We start from the raw sequence: 14777 nt of genomic DNA, 5'->3' as shown, positions 1-14777 counted from the left end.
AGGGTAGGTAATTATGTATTTTGAATCTTTAAGTGATTTCTTTGCTATGGGGGGCTACGCCTCATATGTATGGAGTGCATTTGGAATCACATTCTTCGCGATGATCGTCTTATTAGTCGTAAGCGTTCGTCGTGGTAAGCAATTACTCAGTGAAGTACAAGCTAAGATTGATCGTCAAGCTCGTATCGATGCAGCAAAAAATATGGAGAACACTCTATGAACCCAAGACGTAAAAAGAGGCTAGGTATTATCTTAGCGATCTTTTTTGGTATCAGTGCAACTGTTGGATTGATGGTTTACGCACTTAACCAGAACATGGATCTGTTCTACACACCAACTGAGCTTGTTAATGGTAAAGACGGTAAAAAACCTGAAGTTGGCCAGCGCTTGCGTATTGGTGGCATGGTTGTAGTCGGTTCTGTAAGCCGTGACAACGAATCACTACGTGTAAGCTTTGATTTGAAAGATGTTGGTCCTAAAGTAACGATTTTATACGATGGCATTCTTCCTGATCTTTTCCGTGAAGGACAAGGTATTGTTGCTCAAGGCGTTCTAAAAGATGCGACAACAATTGAAGCGTTCGAAGTATTAGCGAAACACGATGAAGAGTACATGCCTTCTGAAGTTGCTGAAGCAATGAAGAAGACCCATGAGCCAATGCAGTACTCGACAGAACAAAAAGAAGGAAGTGCTCAATGATAGCCGAGATCGGCCACTTTGCCATGATCCTGTCCTTAGGGCTGGGACTGCTATTGAGTGTGCTCCCACTGTATGGGGCCGCTCGAAATAACACGTTATTGATGAACAGTGCTCGACCGTTGTCATGGGGTATGTTCGGATTCCTAGCGATTTCGTTTTTCATCTTGTGTTACGCGTTCTACACCAATGATTTTACGATTCAATACGTTGCAAGTAACTCAAACAGCCAACTTCCTTGGTACTACCGTATAACAGCGGTTTGGGGTGCGCACGAAGGCTCTTTACTACTTTGGGTTCTAATCCAAGCGGGTTGGACGGTTGCTGTTGCGACGTTTAGCCGTGGTATGCCTCAAGAGTCGGTTGCTCGCGTACTTGCGATTATGGGTTTGATTACTGTCGGCTTCTTGCTGTTCATTATCGTAACGTCTAACCCATTCTTACGTACACTGCCTTTCTTCCCTGTCGATGGCCGTGACTTGAACCCACTATTGCAAGATCCGGGTTTGATTATTCACCCGCCAATGCTTTACATGGGTTATGTAGGTTTCTCGGTAGCGTTCTCTTTTGCTATTGCTTCTCTAATGAGTGGTCGTTTAGATACGGCATGGGCTCGTTGGTCTCGTCCTTGGACAATCGCGGCTTGGTTATTCCTAACAGTAGGTATCGCACTAGGTTCATGGTGGGCTTACTACGAACTTGGCTGGGGTGGCTGGTGGTTCTGGGATCCAGTAGAAAACGCTTCATTCATGCCTTGGTTGGCTGGTACTGCGTTAATGCACTCGCTTGCGGTAACAGAAAAGCGCGGCACGTTTAAAGCTTGGACCGTTTTACTTGCGATTTCTGCGTTCTCATTAAGCTTACTAGGTACGTTCCTAGTTCGTTCGGGCATCTTGGTTTCGGTTCACGCGTTCGCATCAGATCCAGCTCGCGGTATGTTTATTCTAGGTTTCCTAGTCTTCGTTATTGGTGGCTCACTGCTGTTGTTTGCTGTTAAAGGCGCATCGGTTCGTGTTCGCGGTAATTTTGATTTGGTTTCTCGTGAAAACGCACTACTTGGCAACAACGTATTGTTGATTGCGGCGTTAGTGGTTGTGTTAGTCGGTACGTTATTACCATTAGTTCACAAACAGTTAGGTCTGGGTTCGGTTTCTATCGGTGCACCATTCTTTGACATGTTGTTCTTCTGGTTAATGATTCCGTTCTCGTTCCTATTGGGTATCGGTCCACTTATCCGTTGGAAGCGTGACAACCTGTCTAAGCTTATTAAGCCAATGTTGGTTTCGGGTATTTTCTCGTTAGGTTTAAGCGCGCTAATGGTGACCCTGCTGGCTGACCGCTTCAGCGGTACGGCTTATACCGGTTGGGTAATGGCGTTCTGGATCTTCTTCATGCACGGCTTTGAGCTGCATGAGCGTGCAACTCACCGTCATACCTTCATGAAAGGCCTAACTAAACTGCCTCGTAGCCATTGGGCGATGATCTGTGGTCACATAGGTTTAGCCGTCACCGTAATTGGTATCGCGATGGTGCAAAACTACAGCATTGAACGTGATGTTCGTTTGGCACCTGGAGAGAGCTACCAGCTTGAAGAGTACAGCTTCTTGTTCACAGGCGTTCGTGACAAAGACGGCCCTAACTACGATGGTTATATTGCTGACTTTGAAATTACAAAAGAAGGCAAATACATCAACACGCTTCATGCTGAAAAACGTTTCTATACGACTGCCAAGTCCATGATGACTGAAGCTGCGATTGACCGCGGCGTAACACGTGACTTATACATCGCAATGGGCGAGCGCTTAGACGACAACAAATCTTGGGCTGTACGTATTTACTACAAACCATTTGTACGTTGGATCTGGGCTGGTTCTTTGATCATGTCGATCGGTGGTGTTATTGCCATCAGTGACCGTCGTTACCGTTTCCGTAAGCCAACGAAAAAATCGGCTCAAGAGCAGGAGGCTTAACTCGAATGAACAAAAAGATTTTATTCATTCCATTGATCGCGTTCCTGGTTCTTGCTGGAATCTTTGCAACTCAGTTGATGCGCAATCAGTCGGGTGATGACCCGACTAAGCTTGAATCAGTATTGATCGGTAAACAGGTTCCTGAGTTTGGTTTAGAAGACTTAGAGCAACCCGGTAAGTTTCATGATCAAGCGATTTTCAAAGGTGAGCCATTGCTCCTTAACGTGTGGGCTACTTGGTGTCCTACTTGTTATGCAGAGCACTCTTATCTGAACAAGCTTGCTGATCAAGGCGTTAAGATCATTGGTCTTAACTACAAAGATGACCGTAATAAAGCGGTAGGTTGGTTAAATGAGCTGGGTAACCCTTACCTGATCAGTTTATTCGATGGCAACGGTATGTTAGGTCTCGACCTTGGCGTATATGGCGCTCCTGAGACTTTCCTAATTGATGCTAACGGCGTAGTTCGTTACCGCCATGTGGGCGACGTGAACCCAACTAACTGGGCATCGAAGCTTGAGCCGATGTATCAAGAGTTGTTGGAGGAGGCGAAATGATTAAAAAGGCATTGATAACGCTGTTCGCCACGTTCGCCATTTCTGCGACTGTTTTGGCAGCTCCTATCGAATTTCATGAATTTGATACGGTTGACCAAGAGCAACAATTTAAAGACTTGAGCAATACGCTTCGTTGCCCAAAATGTCAGAACAACACGATTGGTGATTCGAACGCAGAGCTTGCGGTCGACTTGCGTCAAAAAGTGTATGAGATGACAAAAGATGGCAAGTCTGAGCAAGAAATTATTGATTACATGATTGCTCGTTACGGTAACTTTGTAACGTACAACCCGCCACTGACCTTAGCGACATCGATCCTTTGGGTTGGCCCATTTTCGGTAGTTGTGTTTGGATTCGGTTTGATCATTTTACGAAGCAGAAAGTCAAAGTCGAAAGCAGTAGAGTCAGATAAAGACTGGGATGCAGACAAAGAAGCTCGCTTAAAAGCGTTGCTTGACGAAGAGAACGACGGAGATAAGAAGTAATGACTCTATTTTGGATTTCTACAGTTGTCCTTTCATTAGCGGCAGTTTTATTGATTGTTCTGCCTTTTTTGAACAAGAAGGAAAACAACGATGAAGTGCTTCGCGATGAGTTGAATAAAGCCTTCTATAAAGATCGCTTAGTTGAATTAGAAGTAGAAGCGGAAGAAGGCCTTGTTGATAACCAGCAAGAACTGATCGCTGACCTAAAACAGTCGCTACTTGATGATGTTCCAACACAAGAAAAAATCAAGAAGACACAAATCTCTACGCTGGGTGTTGTCGTTCCTTCTGTGATTCTGGTTCTTGTTGTGACTTATGGTATGTACTTTCAATTCGGTGCATTAGAGAAGGTTCAACATTGGCAAGAAGTGAGTTCAAACCTTCCTGAGTTGTCTAAAAAGTTAATGTCATCAGAAGGCGGTGCGTTAACGGATGATGAACTTGAAGATTTGACTCTGGCGCTTCGTACTCGCCTTCATTATCAGCCAAAAGATTCAACAGGTTGGTTGTTGCTTGGTCGTATTGCGTTAGCAAACCGTGATGCTGAAACAGCGAAAGATTCTATGGAAAGAGCTTACAAGCTTGAGCCCAAGAATGAAGATGTTCAGTTAGGCTTTGCTCAAGCATTAATGCTTTCACCTGATGAAGCAGACCAAAACCAAGCGCGTCTGATTTTGAGCCGCTTGATTCAAAATGACTATGTAGACCTTCGAGTATTCTCGCTGCTAGCGTTCGATTCGTTTGAGCGTCAAGATTACCCTGGTGCTGTTAAGTACTGGAGCATCATGCAACAGATGATTGGTCCACAAGACAGTCGTTACGAAATGTTGTCACGCAGTATTGAAAGTGCTCAGAAGAAAATGGGCGACACCATGGGTGTTGACCAAGGCAAGAGTGTTGCAGTAACGCTTGAATTGGCCGCTGATGTGAACGCTGATCCTAAGTCTGTGTTGGTTGTTTCAGTACACAGCGCTGATGGTTCGCCAATGCCTATCGCTGCCGCTCGTTACCCATTAGGTTCTTTCCCACGAACGGTTGTACTCGATGACGGTAACAGCATGATGGAAGGATCGAAGTTGTCTAGCCTTGAAACTCTGATGGTTAGAGCTAGGCTTGATACAGATGGTAACGTTTCAACTCGCGATGGTGACTGGTACGGTGAAAGTGAAGTGGTTGAACTGGGTGCTCCAGTGACCATTAACATCAATAAGCAATATTAATCATCACTTTGCATAGGTGTTAGCTATTCCGATTTTGCGATAAACGGTATAGACTTACGCAAACAATTGAGGCCAGCGATTGCTGGCCTTTTTTATTATATGAATTCCTTATGGAAAAGGTGATATGTCTATCAGTGTTTTAAGACTCTCGAGTTTATTATTTATCGCAAGCTTAACGGTGGGTTGCTCTAGCGCACCAGAAGATAGTAATAGCGATGAGAACCTCGAAACCTCTGAATACGTCGAAGAGTCCCACCCCAATGATCCTTTCGAAGGGTTCAACCGAGCGATATGGGATATCAACTACGAGTATTTAGACCCTTATTTAGTTCGACCTGTTTCCCTCGCTTATGTTGACTACACCCCTGTACCTGTTCGCTCTGGTATCTCCAATTTTCTAGCCAACTTAGATGAACCAGCAAGCATGGTGAATAACCTGTTTATGGGCAATGGGAATAAAGCGCTCGATCATTTCAACCGCTTTTGGATTAACTCAACATTTGGTCTTTTGGGCTTGATTGATATTGCGAGTGAAGCCGGGATCACCAAGTATGATGATAAATCGTTTTCTGATGCGATTGGCCATTATGGAGTAGGGAATGGACCTTACTTCATGGTTCCGGGTTATGGACCTATTACGACTCGTGAGGTGACAGAGCAAGTAGACAGCTTGTATGTTCCTTTGTCCCTGTTGAACTTCTGGGCTAGCTTAGGTAAGTGGGCATTTGAAGGTATGGAGACACGTGCTCAGTTAGTATCACAAGAAGCCTTGTTGGATGACTCTCCGGATCCGTATGCTCTGACTCGTGAGGTCTACATTCAACGTCGTGACTTTAAAGCCGAAATAGAACCTGAAGAAGTTGACCTTGAAGAAGAAGATTTCATTGATGGCTATCTAGAAGAAGAGTATTAAAAAAGATACGTGGAACAGTAGATAAAAGAAAGGCTCGATGTTGATAAGAACATCGAGCCTTTTTAATGTTTATTACTTTGATTCAGTAAACTGATTAGAAACGGTAGTTAGCTTGGATACCTACTAGCCAAACATTACCAGTCGTTGTGCCGATAAATTGACCGCCAACAGCTTCGGCTGCATCGTCAGATGCGTAACCACGAGATTCTGTGATCGGAGCATCTTTAGCAATGATGTAAGTAAAGCCAGCATCCAATGAAAGCTGTTCAGACCATTGGTAACCAGCACCAACACTTAACCATGTGCGGTCAGTTTCTGGAATAGTGATAGTACGGTTTTTATCGCTAACTGCAGAAGTATCGTAAGCCACACCAGTACGTAGTGCTAGTTTTGGGTCAACTTGGTAAGTTGCACCTAAAGCAAGGCGGTAGTTATCTTCCCAGTTTTCAACTTTAACTGTATGGCTGCCATATGTGTTCAGCTCTGCTTGAAGCTTCTCGAAAGAGCTCCAATCAGTCCAGTTGAAACTAGCGTGAACTGCCAATGCTTTTGTTAGTTGATGGAAACTTGCAAGTTCTGCTGTTGCAGGAAGTGCTAACATCATATAGCCGTTGTCACGTTGACTTGGTGTCATGCCAAAGCCAATGCCTTCTGCGTGACCTTCTAATTTCAGTTCAACCTCAGACTTGTAGGCAAAACCGATGCGGTGGTCTTCGTTGATCTGCCACGCTGTACCTACTTGCCAACCCCAAGCTGTATCATCGCCTTCCATATATTTCAATGTAGTACCAGCAGGAACGGAGATTGGCATTTTATTTGAGTCTAGTGCGACTGCGTTTTTTGCTGGTGCTGTCGCGCCAAAGCTACCTTCACCCATAACGTAACGAATGCCACCACCAATGCTAACTTGCTCAACAATTTGGTAAGCAAAGTTTAGGTTAGCTTCTTTAGTGATTACGCTTGCTTCGTTACCGAAATGAGATGCGTTGAAGTCGTCACCTAAATTGGTTTCCATGCCGTAGTTCGTACCAAACGCAAAACCAATAGCGAATTTTTCGTTGTAACGGTGAGAAATGTAAAGGTTAGGGATAATAGCGTCATCTGCGAAATCATTTGAAGACGCTTGGCTTGTACCTATTGCAGGGTGAGCGTGGTTTACTTCGCCTTTTACATCAATGTTAGGGTTGACGTAGATACCACCAATAGAAACTTGAGTACCTTCTAGGTAAGTCAGCATTGCAGGGTTACGCCATTGAGCATCAGCACCGTCTGCCATTGCTGCTTCACCAGCGTACGCACGACCTAGGCCTGTTGCTGAGTATTCTGCTAGTTGAAAACCTGCCGCGTGAGTCACGGTAGAAGTCGAAAGTAGTCCAACTGCCACTGCAGCAGATAGAAGAGTCTTATTCATTTTCATTATTATGTTCGCTGAATCATAAGTATTTAGTGGCGTGATTCTACTTTTAGAGTCATTACTTTAAAAATGAAATTCGAATAAAACAGTGTTTTAGCGATTTAATTATTAAATATGTCTATTTTCTAGATAGATGAACTGAATGTTTCGGGCATGTTGCGGAATTTGAGCGTACACCTGTAGCGTCATATGACCTCTGTGGAGTACACCTGTAAGCCTAAATGTTTAGTTTTGATTAATTTTGGGCAAAGAAAAGGGCCGCAATGCGACCCTTAAATTTTTATAACTGAAGCTTATATTAGAAGCTACGGCTGTATTGTAGACCTAGTAGGATTGCATCAGCATGTGTAGTTGCTGTAAGCGGAGTTCCTGAAGAGGTTTCCTTAACATCTACATCATCACCTAGTAGGTAGGTAAAGCCAAAGTCTACATTAGATGCTGTATCGATGTGGTAAGTGAAACCAGCTGAGAACCATTGACGATCAGAATCAGGTACAGAGATTGAAGTTAGTTCATCTTGTGCGCTTGTGTCGTACATGTAACCGGTACGTAGTGTCCAAGTGTCATTTAGGTAGTAAGTACCACCAATCGCATAGTGCCACCCGTCTTGCCATTGATACTCTTTATTGTAAGTACCTTGGATAGCGCCTTGAGATAGTTTATCGAATTCGATTTGATCGAAGTCACCCCAGCCGATCCATTGTACTGAGTAGTGGACTGCAAATTTAGTGTCTTCGATTTTGTGGTAACCAGAGAATTCAGCAATGTCCGGTAGAGGAAGAGTAATCTCTTGGCCCTTATCGTCTTTAGCTGTGATTTCCGGGCTGTAACGGTAAGATAAACCAAAACGGTTGTTTTCATCTAACTCATAAACGGTACCAACGTTAAAGCCTACCGCCCAGCCATCGGCTTCGTCTACATTTAATAAAGGAGTTCCTAGAGGTACGTTACCTGCTTGCATGCCTACACCAGAGGTACGTTTCATTGTACCTTGACCATAGATAAGATCTAAGCCAGCACCGAAGCTCCATTGGTTATTTAGTCGGTATGAACCCGCTAGACCGAAGTTAATACTTTTAACATCAGTTAAGCCGCCGTATTCAGCCGCAGGGTAGCTGTCATCGAATTCTGTTTTAGTACCGAAGTTTGAGTAAGCATTCACACCCCACGCAAATTTATCATTTACTGGAACGATAAGGTGGATGTTTGGAGCGATTGACGTATCACCTACATCATCTGTATCACCTACTGGAACTGCACCACCAACGTAATTAACGTCGTTTACTTCAATCATAGAAGTGATGCTTTCAAAACCAAGAGATAGCTCAGTTTTATCAAATAGTGCCATTGCTGCAGGGTTACGTGCCATTACTGACGCGTTATCTGCGATTACTGCATCACCAGCGAAAGCACGGCCGATGCCGGTTGCTGATTGTGCGTTAAGTTGGAAACCTGCTGCCATCGCTTGCGAAGACGCCAGTGTAATGGTTACTGCTAAAAGAGACTTTTTAAACAGACGCGTGTTGTTGGTAGTCATTCATTTATTCCTTTATATATCCGCCTCTACAGGGCGATTAATTTGAGCAATTGCTCAATGGTGGCTGATCCTATTCGCAAGTATACGATATACAAATCCGACCATTGGAAATTTTGAGGGTAAAATTATGGAAATGACGCCTATCTGGCACGAAAATGGTGTGAAATGCTGTTTTTTAGAGTTTTAACTCTAGAGGTATTGGTGTGATGAATGATTTTATGGGAAATTGATAAGTAAAGCCCAACAATATCAAGAGTATAATTGCTGGGCCTTTAATTACGGGGCTTTAGAGGCTTGTTAGCTCATCGGTTTGATCATTTTGGTTAGCTTTTCGGCGATCTTAGAAACGTCCTCGCCATCTTCACCTACAAGGATCAGGCTGCTGTTATCGATTGGTGTTACCGAACCAGACATGCCTTCTTCGTCAAAGTCGACAGGTTTGTCTGTCGGAATCCCAGTTAAAAATAGCGTTACTTTGCCTTTTTCACCTTGGAAAACCATGTGCATTGCGTTGGACTTACCAAAACCGCAATGGTTTAGGTAATACACATGATAAGGGAATGCTTCATCAAACTGGTAAGCAAATGGATTCATTTTTGCGTTGATCTGTTGTGATGTAACTTGTTCGTCGATTGAACTAACAAAACTTTTCTCATCAACAACATGTTTCATCGCGGTATCGACCAAACTTGCTTGAGCTGGAGCAACCAGTGCGTTTCCCCAATTAACCTGTCCAACCAATAAGCCTGCAACGAACGCAACTGAAGCGGCCATCGCCATTGCTCGTCGAGCAAAAGTAGGTCTTATAACTTTACTTTCTTCGCTCGATGTTTGATTGAACAGAATGCGATCAGCAAGATCGTCTGGTACATCAACATTCATTGCTGAATGGATCTGCTTATCAAGCGATAGTACATCGTCTAAGAAGTGACTATTGGCTTCACTGCTTGCTACAGCATCGATAATATCTGGTGTTCGTTGTTTAGGTTCCGACAAAACACGACGACGAAATTCTAAATCATCCATTATGTTGCCCCCTCTCTGCCTCTTCTGTATCCAGCATCTCTTTCAACTGATTTCGAGCTCTGAATAAACGTGTCATTACTGTGTTTTTGTTGAGATTGAGGATATCCGCAATCTCTTCACCACTAAATCCACCAATGACTTGTAGAAAGAGTGGTTCACGGTAATCGACTTCAAGTTTCATGATCTGAGCTTGCAACCACAAATGTTGATGGTGCGGGTCATCACTGACACTAGCATCATTACCATGATCGTCGATATCAACCAGATCAAACTGTTTGCGTTCAAAGCGACGTGCGTTCTCGCGCCTCAAGATAGTAATAAGCCAAGACTTAGCGGCTTTTTCATCTTGAAGGCTATCTAATGACTTCCATGCACGAAGGCAAGTTTCTTGCACTAAGTCTTCGGCAATGGTTTTGTCTTTGCATAACCAATAAGCGTAGCGAAAGAGGTCACGATGATAAGCACGCACGAGTGCTTCGTATTTTCTTTGTTTGTCCATATCAGAGTTGACCGGACGCTTGGCAGTTTTCTTTCCAAACATTTTTATTATCGACACACGAGCCTCCATAATTGCTCTGTGTATAGCTGTCTTCTATACGTTGTGCTTTGTTTTTATATTGTGTTTCGTTTTTAGAGCTACCGATTTGCAGGAAATCGTAAAATCACAATGAAAATTGATCTACTTCAAAATCTAAGGCTTCGAACAAGCTATAGTACACCTTGTCGTCTAGTTAGTCATTCGTGGCTAGCATGTTGAGCAAGACGACACTTCCTTTTGAAGGCTGACTTTACTTTCTCCTAATCAGGAAACTGATTATTTCAATTGGCGTTAAGTTAATTGCTTTATATACATTCCGACCACACAGCTTTGTGTGGTTTTTTTTTGCCTCAAGAAAACAATCCTCACACACTGCAATAACAGCGCCTACTCATAATAGTTTAGTCTCTTAGGACAACCTTTCCCCCCAAAAGGTTCGCCTGAAGGTGCAGTTAAATTTTCAAACAGTGAGATACTCGTATCACGTTTATTTAAACGCTCGTTTGATTTTATTAACAACTTCTTTACAATGCTTCAGGTCAGACCTCTTAACATTAAGGAGAAACCATGGGCAAACAGGAAGTCAAAACTCGTTCTGGAGAACGTGTTGCCGTTGTCGCTGGATTACGAACCCCATTCGCTCGTCAGAGCACTGAATTTAGTCAAGTGCCTGCGGTTGACCTAGGCAAAATGGTCGTGAGTGAAATGCTTGCGCGAACAGATATCGACCCTGCGCTTATTGAACAAGTCGTGTTCGGTCAAGTAGTACAGATGCCAGAAGCGCCAAACATTGCACGTGAAATTGTGCTTGGTACTGGTATGGATATTAATACCGATGCGTACAGCGTGACACGAGCTTGTGCAACTAGCTTTCAAGCCGCGGTTAACGTGGCCGAGAGTATTATGGCTGGCACGATTGATGTTGGTATTGCTGGTGGGGCGGATTCTTCTTCTGTATTGCCTATCGGTGTTTCCAAAAAATTGGCTGCAAATTTATTGGCATTGAGTAAAACGAAAACGTTGGGCCAAAAGCTCAAGATATTAAAAACGTTGTCCGTTAAAGATCTTATGCCTGTGCCACCTGCTGTTGCTGAATATTCTACAGGCCTTTCAATGGGTCAAACCGCAGAGCAGATGGCAAAAACTCATGGTATCACTCGTCTAGAACAAGATGCGCTCGCTCATCGATCTCACTCTCTGGCTTCTAAAGCTTGGAAAGAGGGGAAAATCAAAGATGAAGTGATGACGGCATTCCCGGCACCTTATAAAAAGTATCTAGCGGAAGACAACAATGTTCGCCACGACTCAACGGTTGAAGGCTACGCTAAATTACGTCCAGCATTTGATAGAAAGTACGGTAGTGTAACGGCAGCCAATGCCACGCCTCTTACCGATGGCGGCGCTGCGGTGATGTTGATGCGCGAAGGTAAAGCTAAAGAGCTAGGCTTAGAAGTGCTTGGCTATATTCGTGGCTATGCATTCTCAGCGATTGGTGTTGAAACGGATATGTTGATGGGGCCGACTTACGCGACCTCTCAAGTATTGAAGAATACCGGTCTAGAATTATCAGATCTAACGCTTATCGAGATGCACGAAGCATTTGCAGCCCAAGTTCTGGCTAATGTTAAAATGTTTGCAAGCGATGAATTTGCTCAGAAAAATCTTGGCCGTGAAAAAGCGCTTGGTGAGATCGATATGGAAAAGTTCAACGTACTTGGCAGTTCAATTGCCTACGGACATCCGTTTGCAGCGACTGGCGCACGCATGATGACCCAAACACTGCGTGAACTGAAACGTCGCGGCGGCGGCTTAGCACTGAATACAGCTTGCGCGGCTGGTGGCTTAGGTGCAGCAATGATCTTGGAGGTGGAATAATGTCTACGACTCTTGATGTGAAAAAAGAAAAGAAAGCAGTCAAAAAAACGGATTCAACTCCAGTGGCTGCATCCAAAAGTGACAAGACAGTTATAAGCGGCGAAGCCGTAAAACCGGCGACCGCGTTTTCTTTAACTATCGATGACCAAGATATTGCATGGCTTGCGATTGATGTGCCAAACGAGAAAATGAACACGCTGCAAGCCGCTTTTGCTGAAGAAATGAAAGCAATTTTCGAGCAGTTGAAGGAAAAGCAAAGCCGCGTAAAAGGCTTGATCGTTCACTCACTGAAACCAGATAACTTTATCGCTGGTGCTGATGTGCGAATGCTTGATGCGTGTAAAACCGCTGACGAAGCACAATCTTTGGCGCGCCAAGGGCAGGAGATGTTCCAAACATTGTCTGATTTGCCTTATCCAGTCGTAGCTGCGATCCATGGCCCTTGTTTAGGTGGTGGTTTAGAGCTAGCTCTTGCCTGTGATTATCGCGTATGTACCGATTCAGACAAGACTCGCCTTGGTTTGCCAGAAGTCCAATTAGGTTTGTTGCCCGGCTCGGGCGGCACACAACGTCTTCCTCGCCTTATTGGTTTGCTGCCTTCTCTTGACTTGATTCTTACGGGTAAACAACTGCGTGCTAAGAAAGCGAAATCGCTCGGCGTAGTCGATGCTTGTGTGCCAGAAACTATCTTGCTCAAAGTGGCTAAAAGCTTTGTTGAAAAGAATGCTGGTAGCAAAAAAGGCAAACGTCTGGCGTCTCAAAATCAGGCTTCAACTAAAGAAAAGCTGATTTCACGTAATGGCCTTGGTCGTAAAGTAATTTTCGAACAAGCTTCTAAGAAAACTAATCAGAAAACACGCGGCAATTACCCAGCAGCAAATGCAATTCTAGATGTAATTCGCTATGGCCTAGAGAATGGTTTTGATAAAGGCCTTCAGTATGAAGCGAAGCGTTTCTCTGAACTGGTGATGACCGCAGAATCTAAAGCCCTCCGCTCTATTTTCTTCGCAACCACTGAAATGAAAAAAGAACACGGTGCAGACGCAGAACCTAAAGCCGTTAAGCGTGTTGGTGTATTGGGTGGCGGTCTAATGGGTGCTGGTATTAGCCATGTTAGCGTTGCTAAAGCTAAAGTACCGGTTCGTATTAAAGACGTATCCAATGAAGGTGTTCTGAACGCACTTAACTACAACTTTAAGTTGTTCGACAAGCAGCGTAAACGTCGCATTTTGAGTAAAGCTGATCTGGAAAGTAAGATGCTTCAGCTTTCTGGTGGTATCGACTTTACGAGCTTTAATCACACCGATGTCGTGATTGAAGCAGTATTTGAAGACCTCGGTCTTAAGCAATCGATGATTGCCGACATTGAGGCGAATGCGAAACCTGAGACTATTTTTGCGACCAACACTTCTTCATTGCCAATCCACAAGATTGCAGAGAAGGCACAGCGACCAGAAAACGTTGTCGGTCTTCACTACTTCAGTCCGGCAGATAAAATGCCATTGGTTGAAGTTATTCCTCATGAAACAACGTCAGAAGAGACGATTTCGACAGTTGTTGCATTAGCGAAGAAGCAAGGAAAAACGCCGATTGTTGTTAAAGACACGGCTGGTTTCTATGTGAACCGTATTCTTGCTCCGTACATGAATGAAGCCGCGCACTTACTATTGGCAAATGAGCCGATTGAAAAGCTCGATAGCACGTTATTGGATTTCGGTTTCCCGGTTGGTCCAATTACCTTGCTAGATGAGGTAGGCGTTGATATCGGAGCGAAGATTATTCCGATTCTGGTTAATGAACTAGGCGACCGCTTCCAAGGCCCTGATGTGTTCGATATTCTTTTGAATGACAACCGTAAAGGTCGTAAGAGTGGTAAAGGATTCTATACCTACAAGGGTAAGAAGAAGGAAGTGGACAAGTCGGTTTACAAGCTGCTTAAGCTGCAACCTGAGCCTAAGCTAAGTGACAACGATATCGCTATGCGCTGTGTACTGCCGATGCTTAACGAAGCGGTTCGCTGTCTAGATGACGGTATTATCCGCAGTCCAAGAGACGGTGATATCGGTGCTATTTTCGGTATCGGTTTCCCGCCATTCTTAGGTGGTCCTTTCCGTTATATGGACCAAGTGGGCATTAAGTCATTGGTTGAGATGATGAACGATTTTGCTAAGAAGTACGGTGATCGTTTCGCACCATGTGATGGCCTACTGACACGTGCTGGTTTGGATGAGTCTTTTTATAAGTAACTCACTCTACAAGTAACGTTTTAGCACATTGATTATCAAGCCCGTATCAAGCGATTGATGCGGGCTTTTTGTGTCTGAAATTTTTATGGTCAGCGAATTCACTTAAGAAAGATTCCCGACTCAGTCGTTCCTCTTTCTCGGGAATGACAGGGGAGATTGGTGCTGCTCAGTGAGAATGTTGATGTAAGTGGGAGAAGTTCCCGACTCAGTCGTTCACTCTGCCTCGGAGTGATGGAAGAGAGTGTTGTGTGCTGACTGAGATATGTGAGTTGGATAGGCTTGCGATGTTGGTTGTAAATC

The 14777-nt window shown here is 44.1% G+C and carries 13 protein-coding genes; 9 read left to right on the top strand and 4 right to left on the bottom strand.

The features are described from left to right. Window positions 1-13 precede the first annotated feature (13 nt). The 7 genes from ccmD (at window position 14) to AACW75_RS20760 (ending at window position 5841) form a co-directional block, all read left to right on the top strand. Complete coding sequence (ccmD, locus tag AACW75_RS20790) at window positions 14-220, top strand: heme exporter protein CcmD (RefSeq protein ID WP_017073620.1); 207 nt, start codon at window positions 14-16, stop codon at window positions 218-220. Beyond that, window positions 217-699, top strand: a complete 483-nt coding sequence (ccmE, locus tag AACW75_RS20785) for a cytochrome c maturation protein CcmE (RefSeq protein WP_017073619.1) — start codon at window positions 217-219, stop codon at window positions 697-699. Before ccmD ends, ccmE begins: the two co-directional genes overlap by 4 nt. After that, entirely contained in the window at window positions 696-2666 is a 1971-nt protein-coding gene (locus AACW75_RS20780) for a heme lyase CcmF/NrfE family subunit (RefSeq protein ID WP_135457947.1), read from the top strand. Before ccmE ends, AACW75_RS20780 begins: the two co-directional genes overlap by 4 nt. Before the next feature lie 5 nt (window positions 2667-2671). After that, window positions 2672-3223, top strand: coding sequence for a DsbE family thiol:disulfide interchange protein (locus AACW75_RS20775; RefSeq protein ID WP_135457949.1), 552 nt, complete (start codon window positions 2672-2674; stop codon window positions 3221-3223). Next, window positions 3220-3708 (top strand): cytochrome c-type biogenesis protein, encoded by a 489-nt coding sequence (locus AACW75_RS20770; protein ID WP_145570333.1) that lies wholly within the window; start codon window positions 3220-3222, stop codon window positions 3706-3708. The genes AACW75_RS20775 and AACW75_RS20770 overlap by 4 nt, the downstream gene beginning before the upstream one ends. After that, entirely contained in the window at window positions 3708-4928 is a 1221-nt protein-coding gene (gene ccmI, locus AACW75_RS20765; RefSeq protein WP_145570335.1) for a c-type cytochrome biogenesis protein CcmI, read from the top strand. The genes AACW75_RS20770 and ccmI overlap by 1 nt, the downstream gene beginning before the upstream one ends. Window positions 4929-5052: 124 nt before the next feature. Then, window positions 5053-5841 carry an MlaA family lipoprotein gene (locus AACW75_RS20760; RefSeq protein ID WP_145570337.1) on the top strand — a complete coding sequence of 263 codons (789 nt, stop codon included), beginning with the start codon at window positions 5053-5055 and terminating at the stop codon, window positions 5839-5841. Window positions 5842-5935: 94 nt separating this feature from the next. Here AACW75_RS20760 and AACW75_RS20755 read toward each other — a convergent pair whose 3' ends face one another. The 4 genes from AACW75_RS20755 to AACW75_RS20740 all read right to left on the bottom strand — a co-directional run bounded on the left by AACW75_RS20755 (window position 5936) and on the right by AACW75_RS20740 (window position 10359). Then, the gene (locus AACW75_RS20755; protein ID WP_145570339.1) at window positions 5936-7258 is read right to left on the bottom strand and encodes an outer membrane protein transport protein; all 1323 of its coding nucleotides are present in this window, start codon (window positions 7256-7258) and stop codon (window positions 5936-5938) included. 295 nt (window positions 7259-7553) lie between these two features. Then, window positions 7554-8792 carry an outer membrane protein transport protein gene (locus AACW75_RS20750; protein ID WP_145570341.1) on the bottom strand — a complete coding sequence of 413 codons (1239 nt, stop codon included), beginning with the start codon at window positions 8790-8792 and terminating at the stop codon, window positions 7554-7556. Window positions 8793-9089: 297 nt separating this feature from the next. Continuing rightward, window positions 9090-9818, bottom strand: coding sequence for a DUF3379 domain-containing protein (locus AACW75_RS20745; RefSeq protein ID WP_145570343.1), 729 nt, complete (start codon window positions 9816-9818; stop codon window positions 9090-9092). After that, window positions 9811-10359: a sigma-70 family RNA polymerase sigma factor gene (locus tag AACW75_RS20740; RefSeq protein WP_029224857.1), complete on the bottom strand. Its 549-nt coding sequence runs from the start codon at window positions 10357-10359 to the stop codon at window positions 9811-9813. Before AACW75_RS20740 ends, AACW75_RS20745 begins: the two co-directional genes overlap by 8 nt. Before the next feature lie 564 nt (window positions 10360-10923). On the opposite strand from AACW75_RS20740, the gene fadI reads away from it, so the two are divergent. Together fadI and fadJ are read left to right on the top strand one after the other, a co-directional pair. Then, the gene (gene fadI / locus AACW75_RS20735; protein WP_145570353.1) at window positions 10924-12231 is read left to right on the top strand and encodes an acetyl-CoA C-acyltransferase FadI; all 1308 of its coding nucleotides are present in this window, start codon (window positions 10924-10926) and stop codon (window positions 12229-12231) included. Beyond that, window positions 12231-14477, top strand: a complete 2247-nt coding sequence (fadJ, locus tag AACW75_RS20730; RefSeq protein ID WP_186437187.1) for a fatty acid oxidation complex subunit alpha FadJ — start codon at window positions 12231-12233, stop codon at window positions 14475-14477. Before fadI ends, fadJ begins: the two co-directional genes overlap by 1 nt. Window positions 14478-14777 lie beyond the last annotated feature (300 nt).

The organism is Vibrio sp. L3-7 (assembly GCF_963898195.1).
GTDB classification, from domain to species: Bacteria; Pseudomonadota; Gammaproteobacteria; order Enterobacterales; family Vibrionaceae; genus Vibrio; species Vibrio echinoideorum.
Note: the sequence above shows the minus strand (reverse complement) of the source record. Positions and strands in the feature narration are given on the sequence as shown.

Coding starts and splice junctions, on each gene's coding strand:
- ccmE (WP_017073619.1), top strand. CDS start 217: ATGAACCCAAGACGTAAAAAGAGGCTAGGTATTATCTTAGCGATCTTT.
- AACW75_RS20770 (WP_145570333.1), top strand. CDS start 3,220: ATGATTAAAAAGGCATTGATAACGCTGTTCGCCACGTTCGCCATTTCT.
- fadI (WP_145570353.1), top strand. CDS start 10,924: ATGGGCAAACAGGAAGTCAAAACTCGTTCTGGAGAACGTGTTGCCGTT.
- AACW75_RS20760 (WP_145570337.1), top strand. CDS start 5,053: ATGTCTATCAGTGTTTTAAGACTCTCGAGTTTATTATTTATCGCAAGC.
- fadJ (WP_186437187.1), top strand. CDS start 12,231: ATGTCTACGACTCTTGATGTGAAAAAAGAAAAGAAAGCAGTCAAAAAA.
- AACW75_RS20775 (WP_135457949.1), top strand. CDS start 2,672: ATGAACAAAAAGATTTTATTCATTCCATTGATCGCGTTCCTGGTTCTT.
- AACW75_RS20745 (WP_145570343.1), bottom strand. CDS start 9,818: ATGGATGATTTAGAATTTCGTCGTCGTGTTTTGTCGGAACCTAAACAA.
- AACW75_RS20750 (WP_145570341.1), bottom strand. CDS start 8,792: ATGACTACCAACAACACGCGTCTGTTTAAAAAGTCTCTTTTAGCAGTA.
- AACW75_RS20740 (WP_029224857.1), bottom strand. CDS start 10,359: ATGTTTGGAAAGAAAACTGCCAAGCGTCCGGTCAACTCTGATATGGAC.
- AACW75_RS20755 (WP_145570339.1), bottom strand. CDS start 7,258: ATGAAAATGAATAAGACTCTTCTATCTGCTGCAGTGGCAGTTGGACTA.
- AACW75_RS20780 (WP_135457947.1), top strand. CDS start 696: ATGATAGCCGAGATCGGCCACTTTGCCATGATCCTGTCCTTAGGGCTG.
- ccmD (WP_017073620.1), top strand. CDS start 14: ATGTATTTTGAATCTTTAAGTGATTTCTTTGCTATGGGGGGCTACGCC.
- ccmI (WP_145570335.1), top strand. CDS start 3,708: ATGACTCTATTTTGGATTTCTACAGTTGTCCTTTCATTAGCGGCAGTT.